At 29.0% G+C, this 19,103-nt stretch carries 21 protein-coding genes and 2 tRNA genes; 16 read left to right on the top strand and 7 right to left on the bottom strand.

All coding sequences use genetic code 11. The features are described 5' to 3' along the window. The first annotated feature begins 294 nt into the window (after nt 1–294). The 4 genes from L8X28_RS02015 (at nt 295) to L8X28_RS02000 (ending at nt 5,135) form a co-directional block, all read left to right on the top strand. Nucleotides 295–1,707, top strand: a complete 1,413-nt coding sequence (locus L8X28_RS02015) for an aspartate ammonia-lyase (protein WP_263661463.1) — start codon at nt 295–297, stop codon at nt 1,705–1,707. Nucleotides 1,708–1,725: 18 nt separating this feature from the next. Continuing rightward, nucleotides 1,726–3,060 (top strand): anaerobic C4-dicarboxylate transporter, encoded by a 1,335-nt coding sequence (locus L8X28_RS02010; protein WP_133319185.1) that lies wholly within the window; start codon nt 1,726–1,728, stop codon nt 3,058–3,060. Between the two features lie 93 nt (nt 3,061–3,153). Beyond that, on the top strand, nt 3,154–4,497 hold the full coding sequence (locus L8X28_RS02005; RefSeq protein WP_263665372.1) for a TrkH family potassium uptake protein: 1,344 nt from the start codon (nt 3,154–3,156) through the stop codon (nt 4,495–4,497). Beyond that, the gene (locus L8X28_RS02000; protein WP_263665371.1) at nt 4,494–5,135 is read left to right on the top strand and encodes a potassium channel family protein; all 642 of its coding nucleotides are present in this window, start codon (nt 4,494–4,496) and stop codon (nt 5,133–5,135) included. The genes L8X28_RS02005 and L8X28_RS02000 overlap by 4 nt, the downstream gene beginning before the upstream one ends. Nucleotides 5,136–5,372: 237 nt before the next feature. Here L8X28_RS02000 and L8X28_RS01995 read toward each other — a convergent pair. Continuing rightward, a tRNA-Met gene (locus L8X28_RS01995) sits at nt 5,373–5,449 on the bottom strand. A gap of 126 nt (nt 5,450–5,575) precedes the next feature. On the opposite strand from L8X28_RS01995, the gene L8X28_RS01990 reads away from it, so the two are divergent. Then, nucleotides 5,576–6,226 (top strand): putative metalloprotease CJM1_0395 family protein, encoded by a 651-nt coding sequence (locus L8X28_RS01990; RefSeq protein WP_220567041.1) that lies wholly within the window; start codon nt 5,576–5,578, stop codon nt 6,224–6,226. Here the strand turns inward: L8X28_RS01990 and L8X28_RS01985 are convergent. Further along, nucleotides 6,227–6,314: transfer RNA gene (locus L8X28_RS01985), tRNA-Ser, on the bottom strand. A gap of 53 nt (nt 6,315–6,367) precedes the next feature. Between L8X28_RS01985 and L8X28_RS01980 the strand changes: the two genes are divergently transcribed. Genes L8X28_RS01980 through L8X28_RS01965 form a run of 4 tightly spaced genes read left to right on the top strand, consistent with a single transcriptional unit; the run spans nt 6,368 to nt 9,844 of the window. Further along, nucleotides 6,368–7,714 (top strand): hypothetical protein, encoded by a 1,347-nt coding sequence (locus L8X28_RS01980; RefSeq protein WP_263665370.1) that lies wholly within the window; start codon nt 6,368–6,370, stop codon nt 7,712–7,714. A 9-nt stretch (nt 7,715–7,723) separates the two neighbouring features. Then, nucleotides 7,724–8,344: a penicillin-binding protein activator LpoB gene (lpoB, locus tag L8X28_RS01975; protein ID WP_133319180.1), complete on the top strand. Its 621-nt coding sequence runs from the start codon at nt 7,724–7,726 to the stop codon at nt 8,342–8,344. Further along, nucleotides 8,338–9,213: a CsgG/HfaB family protein gene (locus tag L8X28_RS01970; protein ID WP_263665369.1), complete on the top strand. Its 876-nt coding sequence runs from the start codon at nt 8,338–8,340 to the stop codon at nt 9,211–9,213. Before lpoB ends, L8X28_RS01970 begins: the two co-directional genes overlap by 7 nt. A 1-nt stretch (nt 9,214) precedes the next feature. Beyond that, nucleotides 9,215–9,844, top strand: a complete 630-nt coding sequence (locus tag L8X28_RS01965; RefSeq protein ID WP_263665368.1) for a class I SAM-dependent methyltransferase — start codon at nt 9,215–9,217, stop codon at nt 9,842–9,844. 38 nt (nt 9,845–9,882) lie between these two features. Here L8X28_RS01965 and L8X28_RS01960 read toward each other — a convergent pair whose 3' ends face one another. Continuing rightward, nucleotides 9,883–10,734 (bottom strand): radical SAM/SPASM domain-containing protein, encoded by an 852-nt coding sequence (locus tag L8X28_RS01960; RefSeq protein WP_263665367.1) that lies wholly within the window; start codon nt 10,732–10,734, stop codon nt 9,883–9,885. Next, nucleotides 10,724–11,752, bottom strand: a complete 1,029-nt coding sequence (gene mutY, locus L8X28_RS01955; protein WP_263665366.1) for an A/G-specific adenine glycosylase — start codon at nt 11,750–11,752, stop codon at nt 10,724–10,726. The genes L8X28_RS01960 and mutY overlap by 11 nt, the downstream gene beginning before the upstream one ends. 89 nt (nt 11,753–11,841) lie before the next feature. Between mutY and L8X28_RS01950 the strand changes: the two genes are divergently transcribed. The 6 genes from L8X28_RS01950 to L8X28_RS01925 all read left to right on the top strand — a co-directional run bounded on the left by L8X28_RS01950 (nt 11,842) and on the right by L8X28_RS01925 (nt 16,068). Continuing rightward, complete coding sequence (locus L8X28_RS01950; RefSeq protein ID WP_263660360.1) at nt 11,842–12,594, top strand: SIMPL domain-containing protein; 753 nt, start codon at nt 11,842–11,844, stop codon at nt 12,592–12,594. A gap of 62 nt (nt 12,595–12,656) precedes the next feature. Then, entirely contained in the window at nt 12,657–13,082 is a 426-nt protein-coding gene (locus L8X28_RS01945; RefSeq protein ID WP_258108242.1) for a DUF1104 domain-containing protein, read from the top strand. A gap of 1 nt (nt 13,083) precedes the next feature. Continuing rightward, nucleotides 13,084–13,770: a response regulator transcription factor gene (locus L8X28_RS01940; RefSeq protein ID WP_263661454.1), complete on the top strand. Its 687-nt coding sequence runs from the start codon at nt 13,084–13,086 to the stop codon at nt 13,768–13,770. Further along, nucleotides 13,760–15,067 carry a sensor histidine kinase gene (locus L8X28_RS01935; protein ID WP_263665365.1) on the top strand — a complete coding sequence of 436 codons (1,308 nt, stop codon included), beginning with the start codon at nt 13,760–13,762 and terminating at the stop codon, nt 15,065–15,067. Before L8X28_RS01940 ends, L8X28_RS01935 begins: the two co-directional genes overlap by 11 nt. An 8-nt stretch (nt 15,068–15,075) precedes the next feature. Next, nucleotides 15,076–15,765, top strand: coding sequence for a uracil-DNA glycosylase (gene ung / locus L8X28_RS01930; RefSeq protein WP_263665364.1), 690 nt, complete (start codon nt 15,076–15,078; stop codon nt 15,763–15,765). 48 nt (nt 15,766–15,813) lie between these two features. Next, nucleotides 15,814–16,068 (top strand): zf-TFIIB domain-containing protein, encoded by a 255-nt coding sequence (locus tag L8X28_RS01925; protein ID WP_133319172.1) that lies wholly within the window; start codon nt 15,814–15,816, stop codon nt 16,066–16,068. Between the two features lie 20 nt (nt 16,069–16,088). Here the strand turns inward: L8X28_RS01925 and L8X28_RS01920 are convergent, their stop codons facing one another. Both L8X28_RS01920 and L8X28_RS01915 read right to left on the bottom strand, forming a co-directional pair. Continuing rightward, nucleotides 16,089–16,925, bottom strand: coding sequence for an ATP-binding protein (locus L8X28_RS01920; protein ID WP_263659153.1), 837 nt, complete (start codon nt 16,923–16,925; stop codon nt 16,089–16,091). A 66-nt stretch (nt 16,926–16,991) separates the two neighbouring features. Further along, a complete protein-coding gene (locus L8X28_RS01915) occupies nt 16,992–17,873 on the bottom strand; it encodes a helix-turn-helix domain-containing protein (protein WP_133319170.1) in 882 nt (293 codons plus the stop codon). Between the two features lie 109 nt (nt 17,874–17,982). Between L8X28_RS01915 and L8X28_RS01910 the strand changes: the two genes are divergently transcribed. Next, nucleotides 17,983–18,522 carry a superoxide dismutase family protein gene (locus L8X28_RS01910; protein WP_263665363.1) on the top strand — a complete coding sequence of 180 codons (540 nt, stop codon included), beginning with the start codon at nt 17,983–17,985 and terminating at the stop codon, nt 18,520–18,522. 28 nt (nt 18,523–18,550) lie between these two features. Here L8X28_RS01910 and L8X28_RS01905 read toward each other — a convergent pair whose 3' ends face one another. Then, nucleotides 18,551–19,072 (bottom strand): flagellar FLiS export co-chaperone, encoded by a 522-nt coding sequence (locus L8X28_RS01905; protein WP_133319168.1) that lies wholly within the window; start codon nt 19,070–19,072, stop codon nt 18,551–18,553. Nucleotides 19,073–19,103 lie beyond the last annotated feature (31 nt).

Raw genomic sequence — 19,103 nt, 5'->3', positions numbered from 1 at the left:
GATGATAGCTTATAATCAAATTATCTGAAAAATCATACCCATTACAATCATAACTTCAACAAATACTTCAAAAAAATATACAAAAAATAAATATAATTAATATCATTATAAATAAAATTATCCATAAAATATCCACTATTTAGAAAATGAATATCAATACTTTATATTATTTTATATATTTTTATTAAAATTAGAAAAAATTGGAAAATTTTATGAAACTTTTATAAAAAATTGTTATATAATACCTATTAAGTTCATAAACGAAACTTAAATAAAACCCACAAGGAGTACATCATGGGAACAAGAAAAGAACACGACTTTATTGGTGAGTTAGAAATTTCTGATGAAGTTTATTATGGAGTGCAAACTTTTAGAGCACTAGAAAACTTCAATATGAGTGGTAGAAGACTGCAAGATTATCCTTATTTTGTAAAAGCTTTTGCTCAAGTTAAAAAAGCAGCTGCTCTAGCTAACAAAGAAGTTGGAGTTCTTGATGCAGATAAAGCTGATGCTATTGCTAAAGCTTGCGATAGATTGATTGCTGGTGAATTTTTAGATCAATTTGTTGTGGATATGATCCAAGGTGGTGCTGGTACTAGCACAAATATGAACACTAACGAAGTTATCACAAATATTGCTCTTGAAAGTATGGGTCATAAAAAAGGAGAATATCAATACCTTCACCCAAATGATCATACAAATTTAGGTCAATCTACAAACGATACCTATCCAAGCTCAATCAAAGTAGCAACCTATGCAAAACTTAGTGATCTTTTAAAAGCTATGGAAGGCTTAAAAGCTGAATTAGAAGCTAAAGCTAAAGAATACAAAGATATCATCAAAATGGGTAGAACAGAACTTGAAGATGCGGTTCCTACAACCTTAGGAAACACTTTCAATGCTTTTGCTAGCTATATTAAAAGTGATATTGAAAAGATCACAGCAGCTCGTGAGTCAATGAGCTATTTAAATTTAGGTGCTACAGCTATTGGAACAGGAATTAATTGCCACCCTGATTATAAATTTGTGGTTGAGAAAAAATTAAAAGAAATCACTGGTGTTGATTTTAAACCTGCTGAAGATTTCATTGCAGCTACTCAAGATACAGCTGATTTTGTACATGTAAGTGGTGCATTAAAAACTGCAGCTGTAAGATTATCTAAAATCGCAAATGATTTAAGGTTGATGAATTCAGGTCCAAGATGCGGTCTAGCTGAAATTAGTTTGCCTGCTATGCAACCGGGTAGTTCTATTATGCCAGGTAAAGTAAACCCTGTAATTTGTGAAGCAGTTGGCGAAGCTTGCTATGAAGTTATAGGTAATGATGTTACTATTATGCTTTGCTCTGAAAGAGGTGAATTTGAACTTAATGCTTTTGAGCCAGGCATTGCTTATGGGTTATTTAACTCGATCGTATTACTTGAAAATGCAATGAAAACTTTAGCTGAAAAAGCTATTAAAGGATTAAAAGCAAACCCTGAAAACTGCAAAAAACTTGTATTAAATTCAATCGGAATCGTGACTGCATTTAATCCTGTTTTAGGTTATGAAAAATCTGCAAGTATTGCAAAAGAAGCTCTAGAAACTGGAAAAGCAGTAGGTGATATTTGCCTTGAAAGAGGCTATTTACCAAAAGAAAAAATTGATGAGATTTTAACACCAGAAAATATGTTAAATCCTCATATGACAGAAAAAAGAAAAGCTTAATAACTTAGGAGTTTAATCATGGATATTATGATTATTTTACAACTTGTTGTCTTCCTTGGGGCAATATTCATAGGTATCCGCCTTGGCGGCATAGCAATAGGCTATGCCGGAGGTTTGGGTGTTGTTATTTTAGGTCTTGTTTTAGGCATGAAGCCAGGTAATATTCCTTGGGATGTTATTTTAATCATCGCTGCTGCTATTGCTGCGATTTCTGCAATGCAACAAGCAGGTGGCTTAGACTACATGGTAAAAGTTACTGAAAGAATTTTGCGTAAACACCCAAAATTCATTAATTATCTTGCACCAGCTTGCGGTTGGTTACTTACTATTTTAGCAGGTACTGGTAATGCAGTATTTTCATTAATGCCTGTTGTTATTGATGTTGCAAAATCTCAAAATATTAAGCCATCAGCTCCACTTTCATTAATGGTTGTTGCTTCACAAATTGGTATTACAGCTTCTCCAGTTAGTGCTGCTGTTGTTTATATGACTGGTGTATTAGAGCCACTTGGCTGGAACTATCCTGCATTAATTGGAATTTGGATTGTAACTACTTTTGCTGCTTGTATGATTACAGCTTTTATTGTAAGTTTAATTACTCCAATGGATCTTAGCAAAGACCCTGTATATCAAGAACGCTTAAAAGCTGGTCTTGTAAAAAGTGCTTCAGATGTTTTACATAGTGAAGATAAACCGGGTGCAAAACTTTCAGTTGCTATATTTTTATTTACGGTATTAGCAGTTGTTCTTTATGCTACTGCAATTTCTAATAATATTAAATGGATTGATCCTGTAGTTATCCCAAGAGATGCTGCAATTATGAGCTTTTTATTAACTGCTGCAACTTTAATTACATTCTTATGTAAAGTTGAACCTGCGAAAATTTTAGATACAAGTGTATTTAAATCAGGTATGACAGCTTGTGTATGTGTATTTGGTGTTGCTTGGCTTGGAAATACTTTCGTTGCAGGCCATGAAGCAGGTATTAAAGAAGTAGCGGGTGAATGGGTTAAACAAACTCCTGCTATGCTTGCAGTTGCTTTCTTCTTTGCTAGTATGCTTTTATACTCTCAAGCAGCTACTGCAAAAGCTATTGTCCCAGTTATCGTTGCTGCATTAGGAATTTCAGCTACAAATCCTGCAGATTCTTATATGCTAGTTGCTTGTTTTGCTGCTGTTTCAGCACTTTTTGTACTTCCAACCTATCCTACTTTATTAGGTGCAGTTCAAATGGATGATACAGGTACAACAAGAATTGGAAAATTCATATTTAATCACGCATTCTTTATTCCGGGTGTATTAGCTATTGCTATTGCTGTTTCATTAGGATTTTTAGCAGTAGGAATGCTTTAATGCTCTTACTTTCCGCTTTTAGCGGAAAGTTTTCTTCTTTTACTTATTAACTAATTTTAAGTAGAATATTTTTTTAATTTTTAAAGAAATAAAATGGCAAAATTATCTTTAGATAGAAATAATATAAGAATCTTATTTATAGGTTATATACTTATAGCTCTTTTTGGCACTTTCATCCTTATGCTACCCATTATGCACACTAAACCAATATCTTTTTTAGATGCATTTTTTACTAGTGCTTCAGCTGTAAGTATGACAGGACTCATTGTGCTAAATACTTCATTAGATTTTAGTTTTTATGGACAGCTTGTTATTTTACTACTTATCCAAATAGGTGGTTTAGGCTATATGAGTATAGCCATGGCTTTATATATTTTAGTACGAAAAAAGATGAGTTTTGAAGAAAAAAATCTTTTAAGAGAATCCTTAATTTATCCTGGTGCTGATGGACTTGTAGGTTTTTTGAAAAAGGTTTTATTTTTTGTATTTGCTATTGAAATTGTTGGTGCTGTTTTATTATTTTTAAGATTTAAATTAGATATGAATTTAACTGATGCTCTATGGGCTAGTATTTTTCACTCCATTTCTGCTTTTAATAATGCAGGTTTTAGCATATTTGAAAGTGGTTTAATGCCTTATAGAGATGATTTTTGGATTAACTTTATCATTACCTCTTTGATTATTATTGGCGGTTTGGGCTATTTTGTATTGCTAGAATTATACTTTTTTTCAAAAAAACGCTTTGCTAGTCTAAGTCTGCATACAAAGCTTGTTTTAATTTCCACTATTATACTAATCATTTTTGCAAGTTTGATTGTGTTTTTATTTGAATATCATAACCCAAAAAGTATAGGAGAATTTTCTCTTTTTGATAAAATTATGAGTGCATATTTTACAGCGGTAAATTACCGAACTGCAGGATTTAACACTCTTGATCTTAGCACCTTTAAGGATGCAAGCTTATTTTTTGGATCTTTGTTTATGATTGTAGGTGGTGCACCAGGTGGAACTGCGGGGGGCATTAAAGTAACTACTATTGCGGTACTATTAATTTATGCATATTGGAGTATCAAAGATAGTAATGCAAGAATTTTTAACTTTGAAATTCCAAGCGAAACTATTAATAAAGCTTTCATTATAGCAGTAAGTTCAATTGTTTATATTATTACCTGCGTGTTGCTTTTATCTTTGATTGAAGATGATAAAAGTTTTTTACCTTTGCTTTTTGAAACAAGTTCAGCATTTGCCACAGTAGGTGTTTCAGTTGGCGATGGTGGGACCTTATCACTTAGTGCGCTTTTTAGCTCCGAAAGTAAACTTATTGTTATTTTACTAATGCTTAGCGGTAGAGTGGGTGTGCTTGCGTTTTTATTTAGTATATTTTTTAAAGAAAAAGAAAAATATTTAAATTATCCAAAAGGAAAAATCATACTATGAAAAAAGAAACTTATGGTATTATAGGACTTGGAAGATTTGGCTCTGTTTTAGCAAAAGAACTTATTGACCAAGGCAAAAGAGTTATTGTTTCAGATATTGATGAAGAAGCTGTTAAAGAATTGCAAGATCATGCGGATTTTGCTTATATCTTAGATTCTACTCACACTATAGCTTTGAAAGAAGCGGGCTATTCAAATACTGATGTTGTCATACTTAGTATAGGTGAAAATCTAGAATCAAGCATACTTACCTTCATGGCCTTAAAAGAAATAGGGGTAAAAAATATCATAGCTAAAGCAAATTCTTCTACACATGGACAAATTCTTTCAAAACTTGGGGTTAATAAAGTCATCTATCCTGAAAAAGAATCTGCAAAGCGTTTGGCTAAAATTCTTATCACTAATCCAAATTTTGAAATCATAGATCTTTCAGCCAACACCATAAAGGTAGCAAAACTTTTAATCGATGAGAATTTAGCGGGGAAAACTTTGCAATCCATTGGACAAAATTTAAAAGTCATTGCACACAAACAACATGATACTTGGAGCATTATGCCAAATCTAGAAAATACCGCTTATTTAAACGATATATTAATGCTACTTGGCACTCAAGAAGAACTTAATCAATATGATTATTGAAGATTTTAAATGCTACTTTTACTTTGCACTATCAATATGATAAATCTAGAAAAGAAATTCTAGCGCACGGCTACACAGACCCGATCCATATTCTAGGTCACTAAATTTTTAATGTCCTTGTAAAATAAGGGCATTACAATAAATTAAATATAATCAAAAAACTATACTTATAAGCATTCTTGAAAGCTAATTTAGAAAATATAAAAAATAAATATAACATTAAAAAGATATTTTAAGTGGTGTCAAGGGGGAGACTTGAACTCCCGACCTCCGGCTTATGAGACCAGCGCTCTAGCCAGCTGAGCTACCCTGACATAAAAAGAAGTTAAAATTATACTTTATTTTGCTTAACATTTTATAAAATACTTATTTTATAAATTTTATATATTTTTTAACTTTTTTGTGCTAAAAATATGAAATTATATTTAAAAAGGATTTTAATGCAAATTAGCTCAAGTTATGGCGGTGCCTTTTATACGCAAAATCCTTATCAAAACAAAGACAAAGAACAAACAAAAGAAAATATTTCTGAAAAAGAAAACCCACAGCAAACAAAAGAAAATAAAAACGATCAAGAAAAAGATGAAAAAACTCAAAAAGTTAATGGTAAAGACTTAAGTAGTGAAGAAGTAAAACAGGTACGAGAGCTTGAAAAAATAGACAGAGAAGTAAGGGCTCATGAAGCAGCCCACCAAGCAGCAGGTGGAGCCTTAGCAGGAGCTGCAAGTTTTGGCTATACAAGAGGTCCTGATAATAAAATGTATGCAGTTGAAGGAGAAGTGCCTATAAGAATGCAAAAAGGCAATACTCCTGAAGAAACTATAGCCAATGCTATGCAAGTAATTGCTGCAGCTATGGCACCAGCTGATCCTAGCCCCCAAGATTATAAAGTAGCAGCTAATGCTATGCAAATGCAAAATGATGCGCGCACCGAGCAAGCTAAAATAAAAGCAGAAGAATCAAAAGCTCAAAATGATAAAAATAAAGACGAAGACGATAAAAAAGCAAATCCAAATTCTAAAGCCATAAAATCATACACACAAAATTCATCACAAGATTACATAGGAAGTCAGTATAATAAAAGTGCATAGTGGCAGAGAGGAAGGGATTCGAACCCTCGGTGAGTTACCCCACACACGCGTTCCAGGCGTGCTCCTTCGACCACTCGGACACCTCTCTAAAAATGAAAATTATAACTTATTTTTTTAAATTTATACTAAAAAAGGGATTTTATGAAGCTTTTTTACTCTTGTTTTTATCTTTTTATTTTACTTTTTTTAAGTGCTTGTTCAAATCATGCTAATGTTAATTTATCTTATGAAAAAGCCTTTGTAAACAAACAATGCGATGAAAATACTTTAACCTTAAAAAATGCAGACAAAGACACTATATACACAGGGTTAAATTTAGCCTCTTTAGCAAGAGTTTGTAAAGATTATGAAAAAAGTAATGCTTTTTTTGATAAAGCAGAAGAGGCTTACAAATATGATGTAGATTTACAAAACGGGCTTCAAAAAGCCACAAGAAATTTTAGCGAAATTTTACTTAATGACACCATCAATGATTATCAAGGTTATTTTTATGAAAGGATTATGCTAAATACCTACAAAGGTTTAAATTATATGAGCTTGGGAGATTTTAAAAATGCAAGAGTAGAGTTTAATAGAGCTTTATACAGACAAGATAGAATGAAAGAATATTTTTATGATTATATACAAAAAGCTCAAGAAGAATACCAAAAAGAACTTCAAAAAGATAAAAAAACATATGCGAGTTTTCAGCAAAATTTAAACCCTATCTATAAACAATATGATAATCTTCTTAGCACATTTAACGCAAATAAAAATTATACTAATATCTATGCTAGTTATCTTAGTGCTTTATTTTTCTTTTTTGATAAAGATTATATTAAAGCTTATGATCTTTTAAAAGAAGTAGCATTAAGCGATGTAAAAAACAAACAACTTCAAAAACAATTTCAAGTATTTGAAAAATTCACTCATTTAAAAACATCCTTCCCTCAACAAAAATATATTTTTATCATTTATGAAGATGGTTTTAGTGCTACAAAAGAAGAATTTGATCTTACCCTGCCATTTGTTTTTAATGATAATCTTGCAAATATTAGTGTAGCTTTCGCTTATTTAAAATCAAGAAATGCTTCTTATAAATTCTTGCAAAGTCAAGATGAAAAAACACAAAATCTAATTTATTTTGATGATATTATAGCAAGTGAATTTAAAACTCTTTTACCCTCTATGGTGATGAAAACCCTAGCCTCAAGCGCTCTTAAAACTTCAATTAATTTAGCCATAGCTAATAATGATTCTAGTGGCTTTTTATCATTTATTAGCGCTGTTAGCACTGCTTTAATCAATAAAGCAGATCTTAGAATGTGGCAAGCTTTACCAAAAAGTGCTAGTATTTTAATGCTAAAAAATGAAGGTTTAGTTAAAATTTATAATGATAAAGAAAAAATAATCTTTGAAGATGAGCTGGAAAAAGATAAAAATTATATTGTGCTTATAAGATCTTTTGTGCCAAATTCAAATATTATTTACAAAATTAAAGAAAAATAAGGAGATAAAATGAAAAAAAGTTTATTTTTTATGGTTTTTGCGCTTTTGATTTTCAGCGCTTGTTCTTCACAACCAAAATATACTGATGGTAAAGCTTCGCAAAAAGTTCAAGGAAACGCACTTACTTTAGGACTTGATAGAGAAGATTTTGAAAAAACTGCTGAAGATATGATACAAAGCTTGCTTAGTGATCCTGCTTTTGCAAATTTAAATAGCTCTAATAGAAAAGTTATTGCCATAGGAAAAATCATCAATGACACCCCGCAAAGAATAGACACAGATAAACTCACTTCGAAAATTACCATAGCATTAAGAAAATCTGGTAAATTTATATTAACAACCGCTGTAGCAGCAGGTGGAGCAAAAGATAGTTTATCTCATGATGTAAGAGATTTAAGAGACAATGAAGAATTTAATCAAAATTCCATAGCTAAAAAAGGCACACTTTTGGCCCCAAATTTCTCACTTTCTGGTAAAATCAGACAAGATACCGTTAAACTTTATAATGGCAAAATCCAAACTGAATATTTTTTCCATTTAATTCTTACAGATTTAACTAGCGGTTTAGCTTTTTGGGAAGATGAAAAAACTATTGATAAAACAGGTAAAAGCAAGAGTGTAACATGGTAAAAAAACTACTAATTCTTTTTTTCACTCTTGTTTGTTTTTGTCAAGCACAAAGCGCTTTAAACAAAGAAAGTTATGGTGAGGGTTTTGGAAATACAAGAAGTGAAGCAATAAAAAATGCCATCAATGAAGCTCTTGGGAAAATGGAGGGCTTAAAACAAGTTAAGCTTAAAAAATTCGAATTTAGCTTTAATGGAAATTTCAATATAGGATATGATGAAGAAATAGACTTAGTTAGCAATGGAGTTTTTAATAGCTATGATATTAAATCTTTAACTCAAACAAATCAAAATGAATTCCATGCAAAAGTTGTAATTTACAAAAAACTTTATAGTGAAAAAAATCTTGAAGATAAAAGTTCGCTAATTATCATCAATAAAGTTAAAGATGAACTTTCGGCTAAATTTGAACAGGAGCTTTTAAGCGTTTTGCTCCAAAGTAAAAAATTTAGAATTTTAGATAGAGCAAATCTTGATCTTTATAATCAAGAAAAATCTTTACTTATAAAAAATGCAAGCGATGATGAACTTGTTAAGCTTTATAATGTTTTAGGGGCTGATTTTTTACTTATTTTAAATCCTAAAATAACACAAACACAAAATGAAATTAACACTCAAACTTATAATATTAACATTGATTATCGTTTGATAGAATTTGCTACAACTCAAATCAAAGCTTCCAATACCCTAGAATTTAAAATGAGTTCTACAAGCAAATCAAGCAAACAAAAAGCCCTTAGAGGTATAGCTACAAAAATTACCGAAGATATTTTTAAACATTCTAAAGACGATGACAAAGAAGAAGAAATAGAACATGGTTTGGATGCAAACTATCAAATCAACAATGAGGGTGGAGTTAATTTAGGTTTTTAAAATGCAAAAAGCATGGGATATTAATGCAAAATTTTGGGATATACAAATGGGAGATGATTCTAATGAATTTCATAAAAAAGTTGTGCGTCCTAAAGTTGAAGAATTGCTAAACATACAAGATGATGATTATATTCTAGATATTGCTTGTGGAAATGGAAATTTTTCCGCTTATATGTGCAAAAAATACAACATAAATGTTTATGCTTTTGATTATAGTAATCAAATGATAAAATTAGCAAAACAAAGATGGAAAAATTTTTTACACAAAATTCATTTTCAAACTATAGATGCTACTAATAAATTAACTTTGCAAAATTTAGCTAAAAAACACACCTTTAGCAAAGCTGTTTCAAATATGGCTATCATGGATATGGAAAATATCCAGCCCTTATTTAAAAGTCTTTATTCTCTACTAAAAGAAAATGGAATTTTTGTTTTTGCTACTCAACATCCTTGTTTTGTAACATTAACTAAAAAATATCTTAGTCCGCATAATTATCTTGGGCATGCATTTGAAAAACAACCTGTAAAACATCACTACTACCACCGTTCTTTAGAAGAAATTTTCAACACTTGTTTTAAAAATGGTTTTATCATAGATGGATTTTTTGAAGAACCTTTTTTTAGATGAAGAATTTCCTGAAATCATAATTGTCCGAGCAAGGAAAATCAGTTTTTAAATTGCAAAAACTCACATCTTTTGCAAAGATCAGCTTTTAAAATTCCTTGCTTGAAGCCTTCTTTTAATTCTATATATAAAGACGAATTTAAAAGCTCGCTAAAATCTTTTTCAAAACAATTTCCAAGTTTTATATCCCCTTTAGTATCCAAACAACAAGGCACTAAAGTTCCATCGCTTAAAATAGCAATTTGTCCATTTAAAGCATGACAACACCCATTCTCCCTAATAACCTCATCTTTCAAAGAAGGCCATTTAAAAAGCCTAGCTTGGTGTAATATAACATGCCTTTCTAGGCGATTTTTAGCTTTTTGCTTTTGAATTTTTACTTTAAAATTTTGCTCTAAAAAATCATAAATTTTCTCATTTTCTAAAGGTGGGGTGAAATTTTTATCTAAATTCCAAAGTCTTAAATTGATAAAAGAATTGTTTTTATTTTCTAAGTGTAAAAAAATAAGTTTTAAAATAGGCTCAAAGTATTCTTTTAAGCTCATTCTACTTTGAGATAAAAAAGCACCCAAAGAAATATTGATTTGTCGTATGCTTTTAGAATCTAAAACAAGTTTTATTTTCTCATCATCAAAATAAAACCCGCTTGTAGTAAGTTCTATTTGCATATTAAATTTAAAAGCTATTTTTAAATACTCTTTTAAATTTAAAATCCTTAAAGGATCTCCAAGCACATGAAAAGTAAAAAGCTTGGCATGACTATGCACACTTTTGCAAATTTTTTCAAAATTTTCAAGGCTCATTTGTTTTCTTTGCGCTTTTTGGCTAGGACAAAAATCACATTTTAATCCACAAATATCACTTAATTCTATATAAATTTTCTCAAAATGCATAATCACTCTTTTTAAAAAGCTCAAACGCTTTTAGAGCAAGTTTTGAAAGTGCAAGATGTTCTAATTCTTTATAAGAAAATGCTTTTACTTTGAAATCTTCAAAATCATCATCTTTTAAAAAATACACCTTGGCATTAATTTTATATTTGGTGTAAGAGTGTTTAAATTCACCTATGAATTTTGCATTTTTTTCTTTATTGTATTCTAAAAAATTATACATATTAAAATATAGCTTTTCTTTGCTTTTGATAAGCAAAAACTGCTCATTTTTTTGCACTATGAGTATATTTAAAATAATATTTTCATATTGAGTTTTTTTAGATACATGAAATTTTTCATATTCATTTTTTCCACTACAAAAACTCTCTATGGGGCAAAGCTTGCATTTTGCATTTTTAGGTAAACAAATCAAAGCCCCTATATCCAACAAAGCTTGATTATGATCAAATGCATTATCATAGTTTAAAAACTCTTTTGCTTTTTGCATTAAAAGTTTAGAGTTTGGATTTTGCAAACTATAAAATCTACTCAAAACTCTTTTAATATTTGCATCCACAAAAGCTTTAGCTTGTAAAAAACCAAAACAAGCTATAGCACCAGCTGTATATTCTCCAATACCAGGAAGTTTTTGAAGCTCTTTAATGTCAAATGGTAATTTTGCATTAAATTCTTGCACACAAATTTTTGCACATTTATGTATATTCCTAGCTCTAGTATAATACCCAAGTCCTTGCCAAGCTTTTAAAACCTCATCTTCACTTGCCATAGAAAGCACTTTTAAAGAAGGAAATTTAGCTAAAAACTGAAAATAATAATTTTGCAAAACACTCTTTACTTGAGTTTGTTGTAACATAATCTCGCTAATATAAACAGCATAAGCATTGTCAATATTTTTTAGCTTTTTTAAATCATCCTCGCTACCATATTTTCTATATTCTTTATGCAAAATACGCCAAGGAAGGTTTTTTCTACCATTCTCGTTATACCATTTTAAAATACTTTCATGAATTTTTCGCATTAAAACTTTCTTTGTTTTTAAAAATTATACAATCTATTCTTAAAAGCTTTATGTTAAAATTAAAAAAATATTTTTAAAAAGGAGTAAAAATGAAAAGTTTTTTAAAAGGTTTAGGATTAGGATTACTTTGTTTGGTATTGTTTGTACTAGGAGTAGTTTTTAATACTGAATTTTTAGGTTTAAAAAATCATAATAAACAAAATGTAGAATTTTCAAGAAATATAGAAGTATCAAATGAAATCATGCCAAATGTTTTTAATGCTGTTTTAAATTTTAGTGCGAGCGAAGAACTTAGTAAAAAAACTATCATCTCTAGTGATGAAAAAAATCATATTGCTAAAACTTTCAAAGAAATTTCAGATCGTATTGCCAAAGAAGACTATTGTAAAGGTGGAAGTTATACTTTAGAGCCAAGTTATAATTATTATCAAGGAGTAAAAACACTTAATGGGTATAGATTGTATTCTAATTTCACTTGTCAAATCCCACAAAATAAAAATAAAGACTATGAAAATCTTATAAAAGATATAGAAAATATCAGCAATACTAATACTTTAATTTCTTTTAATACTAAAGCCTTGCAAGCAGGATTTGACGAAGCAACCTTAGAAGCAAACAAAGAAGATTTATACGATCTTGCGCTTAAAAAAGCTTTTGAAAAAGCTCAATATTATTCTAAAACTTTAACAAAAACTTGCATAGTAAAAAATGTTCATTTTGATAGTTGTAATATCAAATACAATTCTCCAAGTTTAGCAGCTAGTGCAGATAGTGTAGTGCTTCCTGTTATTAAAAATGAGAAGCAAAGCTTAAAAGCTAATGTGCTTTTTGTTTGTCAATAAATTTTATTTTGGCTTTATCTTGGGTTTTTATAATTTCTCATCATTAATTTAAAGGAGAAAAAATGAAAAAAATTATAGGTTTATTTATTATGGGTTCTTTAGCAGCCTCTTTAGCATTTAGTGCTGATTTTTCCAAAAAAAGCAATGATGAAATTTTAAATCTTGCAAAAAGCGTAAAAGCACAAGATCAAGCTGACTTAATTATAGAAATGAAAAAGAGAATGAATGAGATGAAATACAAAGACGCAAAAGTTTTTCATCAACAATTTAAAAGTAACTTACGCGAAAACATCTCTAAACTTTCTCCTCAAGAAAGAAGTCAAAGAAAGGCTATCGTTCAAGAAGATATGCAAAAACTAACCGATGAAATGAGTGGCAAAGAAATACGAGATTTAAATTTACATCATTATAATAAAAATGAACACAAAGCCCATAAAATGAATCATCAAGGGCATGGTGCAAATCATGGAAATTGCTCAATGAGATAAAATGGCAGCAAAAATTCTACTCTTAGAAGATGATTTAAGCTTAAATGAAATCATCAATGAAGCCTTAAGCGATGAAGGTTTTAAAGTCTCTTGTGTATATGATGCACAAGAGGCACTAGAAAAAGCTTATGAAGAAAATTTTGATCTTTGGATTTTTGATGTTAAAGTTCCAAAAGGCAATGGTTTTGAAGTATTAAAGGAATTAAGAGAAAGTGCTAAAAACACTCCTGCTATATTTTTAACTTCTTTATCCATGCTTGATGATGTAAAACAAGGATTTTTATCAGGTTGTGATGATTATATTAAAAAGCCTTTTGATGTTGATGAGTTAATTATCCGTGTAAAAAATATCATTAAAAGAAATTTTAGTCATCAAAAAGAAGACTTAATCTTACTTAGCTCTTCAAAAAATATTTCTTTTGATCCTATCAATAAAACCCTTTATCAAAATGAAGAAATTATCAACCTAACTAATAAAGAAAAAGAACTCCTAGCTTTACTTTTAAAAAAACGCCCTCATTTTGTAAATATAGAAACTATTTTTGACGAAATTTGGAGTTTAGATGAAGAGCCTGTGATTATGAGCCTTAGGGTGTATATCAAAAATTTAAGAAAAATTCTTGGTAAAGACCTTATCATCAATCAAAGAAATATAGGCTATGCCATTAGGCTAGAAAATGAAAAGTGAAAACTTTAATAATACCATTTTTAAAATCCTAGCCCTTTATATCATCACAAGTGGCGTATTTTTAACGATTTTTTTTATTACTTTTTATCAAAAAGAAGCAAATTATATACGACTAAATCAAATCACACACTCATACACTCACTATAATTATATTTTACAAAATATCATCGAAGCAAGACACGATAAAAATTTATTAAACGAAGATGATTTTTCTTATATTTCTAAAAAAATAAATACTCAATTTGCTATTGTTGCAAACAATCAAATCATTTTTAGTAATTTAACTTTTGATGCTTTAAAAATATTAACACAGCTTAAAGAAAACAACTTTATTTACAACGAAAACAAAAGATTATTCATAGATTTTTCAAGGATTAGAAATCTTAATACTTATATAGATACGAGTAATTTAAGAAAGCCAAAACACCATTCTCATTTTTTGAGACATAAAAATATCCATATCATTATAGAAACAGAAGATCTTGGCTTTAAAAAAGAACAATACCGCAAAGATAACTACAATAATTTAGATATTAACGATTATGCTAATGAACTTTGGAAACTAAAATTAAAAACTATTTTTTATACACTTATATGTATTTTACTACTTGCTATAATTGCTTATATACTCATCTTGCTTGTTTTTAAAAATATCAAAGAACAATTTAAAACACTCAATGATTTTATTAAAGATACCACGCATGAAATTAACACACCTTTGAGCGTGATTTTAGCTAGTATTAAAAAATTTGATGATACAAATTTAAATCCAAATAACACTAAAAAACTAAATCATATCAAACTAGCAAGTAAAAATTTAAATCATATCTATCAAAACCTCATAGCCTTAAATTTTTTCTTACAAAAAGAAAATACAAAAGAAGATATAAATTTAAAAGAGCTTTTAGAGCAAAGATTAGAATATTTTGACACTTTAATCTCTCAAAAAAATCTCATCATTGAAAAAGAGCTTTTAGAGCAAAATTTCTATGCAAATAAAGAAGAAATGCAAATTTTACTTGACAATCTTTTAAGCAATGCCATAAAATACACCAATACTAATAAAAAAATCTTTATTTGTTTAAAAGAAAAAACACTTAGTATTAAAGATGAAGGTCAAGGTATGAGCGCTAAAGAAATTACTCAAATTTTTACACGCTACAAACGCTTTAATCAAGACCAAGGTGGTTTTGGCATAGGCTTAAATTTAGTCAAACAAATAGCCGATAAAAACAATATCAACATAAAAGTTTTGAGTAAAAAAGATAAAGGAAGTGAATTTATACTTTCTTGGTAGGGATAAAAATGGAAATTTGCTTAGAAAAAATTAAAATAGATAACGCTTGGAAAGAATTTTTAAAAGAAGAGTTTTTAAAGCCTTATTTTTTAGAAATAAAAACTCATTATATCAATGCTTTAAATGAAAGAAAAACTATATATCCACCCGCGAATTTAATCTTTAATGCTTTTAATCTAACCCCTTTACAAAATTTAAAAATCATACTTTTAGGACAAGATCCTTACCACAACCCTCATCAAGCCATGGGTTTGAGCTTTAGCGTGCCAATAGGTGTTAAAATTCCCCCATCTTTACTTAATATCTATAAAGAATTGCAAGATGATTTGAACATCCCTATAGCAAAACATGGTGATTTAAGTAAATGGGCTAAACAAGGAATTTTACTTTTAAATTCTATTTTAAGTGTAGAAGCAAATAAACCTGCTTCACATGCACATTTTGGTTGGCAAAAATTTACCGATGCGGTTATATCAAAACTTAGCAATGAAAAAGAAGGATTGATATTTTTACTTTGGGGAAATTATGCTAAAAATAAAAAAAATTTAATCAACCCTCAAAAACACTTTATCCTAGAAACAGCACATCCTTCGCCTTTAGCAAGAAATGCTTTTTTAGGTTGCAAGCATTTTTCAAAAAGTAATGAAATTTTATCAAAACTTGGTAAAAGTCTTATTGATTGGAATTTAAACCCTTAATTTACTTAAAACTTATATACTTTCAAAAATTTTCAAAAAAGGAATACAATGACTTGTCCAGTTTGTGTAAATACTGACTTATTGATGAGCGAAAGAAATGGAGTTGAAATTGATTATTGTCCAAAATGCCGTGGTGTTTGGCTTGATCGTGGTGAGCTTGATAAAATCATAGAAAGAAATTCTTCTCAAAGTACGCAACAACCTCAACAACAAAATTATAACCAACAAGCAAACTACCATCATAATAACGGCTATAAATACAAGAAAAAAGAAAGTTGGCTTGGGGAATTATTTGACTTTTAAGCCCAAAGGCTTAAAAGTTTTTATATTTTTACTTTAATTAAAGCATTTTCTGCCATTTTTGGCACCCATAAATACTCACCATCAAAAAACATATCTGCAGGACCTTTTATAGAAGCCAAATCAAGTTTTATTTCTTTATTATCTTTTAGAGTATAAATATATCCTTGAAGATTTTTACCCCAACTTGACACTAAAAGATTTTTATTTTTATCATACACAATGCCATCAAATTGTTCTATTTTTTTGCTTAATTCTTGAATTTTCTTTGAATTTAAATCAATACTAATGATTTTCCCACCTGCTTTATCACTTGGATCATAGCCTGCTACAAATAAAGTATTTTTATCTATTAACAATCCATTTGGGCCACCATATTTTGAATCTAAATGGATAAAGTTTTCATATTTTTTATCCTTTAAAAATACTTTGTGGATGTATCCTGTACCTGTGTCACTAACTAATAATGTGTCATTATTTAACACAGCAATATCATTTAAAAATACCGCATTTTTTATAGGAAGTTTGAAAATTTCTTTTTTATTTTTTATATCAAAGCCATATAAAATATCAATATCAACCACATATAAAACATCACCTATTTTAGACATACCTTTTGGAGCATTAAGACCTTTTATAAATTCTAATTCCAAAATTTTTCCATCTTTATCTAATTTTGAAATAAAACCATCATTGTCTTTATTTAATGGAGTTAGCTCTTTTCCTACATTAGATACATAAACTGCATTTTTATCTACATATACACTTTCAGGATGTGCAAAACCTTTAAATTCTTGAACCTCTAAAGCATTTGCGCTGCAAAATGCAAATAAGGCCAAAGTTAAAATACTTTTTTTCATAATTGTTACCTTTCTTAAATTTTATTAACAAATTCTAATAAAAAACCAAAATAAAATCTATCATTTTTAAGATAAAAAATATAAGTTTTTTGACTTTTGTTCTTGTTTTGGGGTAATGCCATATCTTTTTTTATATCTTGCTATAAACCAAGCAGGAGAATTAAATCCAAGTTCATAACAAATTTGAGTGATATTTTTCGTAGAAAATTCAAGTAAAAATTTAGCTCTTTCAAAACGCTTATTATCAAGCCATTCTTTAGGAGTAATACCAAAACTTTGTTTAAAATTACGACTAAAACTTGCTATATCCATTTTACTAAATTTGGCCATAGAAGCTACACTTTCAAAGTCATTTTGACAATATGCAAACATCTTATAAAGCTCTAATTTAAAACCACTTAAAATGGCTTTTAAAAAAGCTAAAAACTCTGCATTATCTTCACTATATAATAAAGACAAAAATAATTCTTCAAATTTTAATCTAAGCAGATATTCATTTTTCTCATTAAATTCATTTATACAAGGTAAGAAAGACTCGAAAATACCTTTAGTTATCAGATTAGTTTTTAAGCTAAATAAACTTTTAGCATATTTTGGAGAATCTAATTTACAAATTAATTCTTGATATTTAAAAATAAGTTCTATTAAAATACTTTCCTTAAAACACAAAATAATAGATTCATATATATTTTCATCATTTAAATAATCTCTAATGGAAAAAGAATTTTTTGTAAAAAACACAAGCTCATCTTTTTTTACATTAAACTGATTATCCATAGTATAAATACTTTTAGAACCTTTTAAAATAAATACTAAAGCATAATCTTTAAATACAACTTCTTGATTTTTATCATTTGAAAAATCTTTTTGATACCAACATAAAGAAAAAAAAGTATTTTTCAAAACATTTTGACTGATTTTTTCAAGATCTTTTGGAAAAATTAACATATATACCTTTTTATAAGTTTTTTGATTATTTATATAATACAATAAAAAATATTTTTTATTAAGAATTTATGTTACAATATAATTAATTTCAATTAAAAAAGGAGAAAAAATGAAAAAAATCATTCTAAGTTCTTTACTAGCATCAAGCTTTTTATTTGGAGCAAATTTAGAAAATTTTAATCCAAAAGCACAAAAAGATCATTTAGTTATCAAAATGGAAATTCTTGATAAAAAAGCTAATAAAGATGCAGGCGAAGTTGTAGCAGTACAAACTCCTTATGGGGTAGCATTTTATCCAAATCTTAAAGATTTAGAAAGTGGAATTCATGGCTTTCATGTTCATGCAAATGCTGATTGTGGAGCAACTGATAAAGGTTTAGGTATGAAAGCAGGTGGACACTGGGATCCTGAAAAAACAGATGCTCACTCAAGCCCATGGGATGATAAAGGTCACAAAGGGGATTTACCACCACTTTATGTAGAAAAAGATGGTAAAGCAACTAACCCTGTATTAGCACCAAAAATCAAAACTCTTGATGAGCTTAAAAATCATGCTCTAATGATACATTTTGGAGGAGACAATCACAGCGATCATCCTGCAGCACTTGGCGGCGGCGGTGCTAGAATGGCATGTGGTGTTATAAAATAAAAATCTAAAGGCTTTTTAGCCTTTAGTGTTATTTAAAAAGCTTAGTAAAATCAAAATCACCCATAAAATCATGGCTTGATCCGCCAAAACTTTGACTAGGACTATAAGTAGCAATAGCCACTGCAAGCTCACTAAGCATAGAAGCTATTTCTTCTCTTTTATCGACTATATAAGCTTTCATACCTTCATAATCACTAGTTTCTAAAATTTTTAAAGGATTATAAATTTCAAAAGCAAATGCCTTTGAACCAACATTTACATTATAATTATTATCAAATAAAGCATTACCTAAAAATGAGCAATTATCTACTATTTTCAAACTTTCACTAGCAATTAAAACTTTATCTTGCACATCTTCATAGTTTTTATCTTCTAGAAGTTTTGAAATTTTTTTCAATGAAGAATCTAAAATTTGCAAAGCACCTATAAAGTCATTAGCATCAGTAATATCTTCACTAAATTTTTGCGTTTGATGTTTTAAATTCGCACCATCTATACTTGAACCTACTTGTCCTAAATGTTTTTGTAAGATTTCTAATTCATCTCTCATAATACACCTTCCTTGTTATTGCTATAACAAG

Origin of the sequence: Campylobacter sp. CNRCH_2016_0050h (genome assembly GCF_025772605.1) — a bacterium.
Taxonomy (GTDB): domain Bacteria; phylum Campylobacterota; class Campylobacteria; order Campylobacterales; family Campylobacteraceae; genus Campylobacter_D; species Campylobacter_D lari_D.
The sequence above is the reverse complement of the archived record's forward strand: the minus strand, read 5'-3'. Positions and strand labels throughout refer to the sequence as shown.

What these genes read in the sequence shown, in the direction of transcription:
- lpoB (WP_133319180.1), top strand. Translation starts at nt 7,724, where the DNA reads ATGAAAAAAAGTTTATTTTTTATGGTTTTTGCGCTTTTGATTTTCAGC.
- L8X28_RS01970 (WP_263665369.1), top strand. Translation starts at nt 8,338, where the DNA reads ATGGTAAAAAAACTACTAATTCTTTTTTTCACTCTTGTTTGTTTTTGT.
- L8X28_RS01965 (WP_263665368.1), top strand. Translation starts at nt 9,215, where the DNA reads ATGCAAAAAGCATGGGATATTAATGCAAAATTTTGGGATATACAAATG.
- L8X28_RS01925 (WP_133319172.1), top strand. Translation starts at nt 15,814, where the DNA reads ATGACTTGTCCAGTTTGTGTAAATACTGACTTATTGATGAGCGAAAGA.
- L8X28_RS01980 (WP_263665370.1), top strand. Translation starts at nt 6,368, where the DNA reads ATGAAGCTTTTTTACTCTTGTTTTTATCTTTTTATTTTACTTTTTTTA.
- L8X28_RS01950 (WP_263660360.1), top strand. Translation starts at nt 11,842, where the DNA reads ATGAAAAGTTTTTTAAAAGGTTTAGGATTAGGATTACTTTGTTTGGTA.
- L8X28_RS01905 (WP_133319168.1), bottom strand. Translation starts at nt 19,072, where the DNA reads ATGAGAGATGAATTAGAAATCTTACAAAAACATTTAGGACAAGTAGGT.
- L8X28_RS01990 (WP_220567041.1), top strand. Translation starts at nt 5,576, where the DNA reads ATGCAAATTAGCTCAAGTTATGGCGGTGCCTTTTATACGCAAAATCCT.
- L8X28_RS01945 (WP_258108242.1), top strand. Translation starts at nt 12,657, where the DNA reads ATGAAAAAAATTATAGGTTTATTTATTATGGGTTCTTTAGCAGCCTCT.
- L8X28_RS01915 (WP_133319170.1), bottom strand. Translation starts at nt 17,873, where the DNA reads ATGTTAATTTTTCCAAAAGATCTTGAAAAAATCAGTCAAAATGTTTTG.
- L8X28_RS02000 (WP_263665371.1), top strand. Translation starts at nt 4,494, where the DNA reads ATGAAAAAAGAAACTTATGGTATTATAGGACTTGGAAGATTTGGCTCT.
- L8X28_RS01910 (WP_263665363.1), top strand. Translation starts at nt 17,983, where the DNA reads ATGAAAAAAATCATTCTAAGTTCTTTACTAGCATCAAGCTTTTTATTT.
- L8X28_RS01940 (WP_263661454.1), top strand. Translation starts at nt 13,084, where the DNA reads ATGGCAGCAAAAATTCTACTCTTAGAAGATGATTTAAGCTTAAATGAA.
- L8X28_RS01935 (WP_263665365.1), top strand. Translation starts at nt 13,760, where the DNA reads ATGAAAAGTGAAAACTTTAATAATACCATTTTTAAAATCCTAGCCCTT.
- L8X28_RS01920 (WP_263659153.1), bottom strand. Translation starts at nt 16,925, where the DNA reads ATGAAAAAAAGTATTTTAACTTTGGCCTTATTTGCATTTTGCAGCGCA.
- ung (WP_263665364.1), top strand. Translation starts at nt 15,076, where the DNA reads ATGGAAATTTGCTTAGAAAAAATTAAAATAGATAACGCTTGGAAAGAA.
- L8X28_RS02005 (WP_263665372.1), top strand. Translation starts at nt 3,154, where the DNA reads ATGGCAAAATTATCTTTAGATAGAAATAATATAAGAATCTTATTTATA.
- L8X28_RS01960 (WP_263665367.1), bottom strand. Translation starts at nt 10,734, where the DNA reads ATGCATTTTGAGAAAATTTATATAGAATTAAGTGATATTTGTGGATTA.
- mutY (WP_263665366.1), bottom strand. Translation starts at nt 11,752, where the DNA reads ATGCGAAAAATTCATGAAAGTATTTTAAAATGGTATAACGAGAATGGT.
- L8X28_RS02015 (WP_263661463.1), top strand. Translation starts at nt 295, where the DNA reads ATGGGAACAAGAAAAGAACACGACTTTATTGGTGAGTTAGAAATTTCT.
- L8X28_RS02010 (WP_133319185.1), top strand. Translation starts at nt 1,726, where the DNA reads ATGGATATTATGATTATTTTACAACTTGTTGTCTTCCTTGGGGCAATA.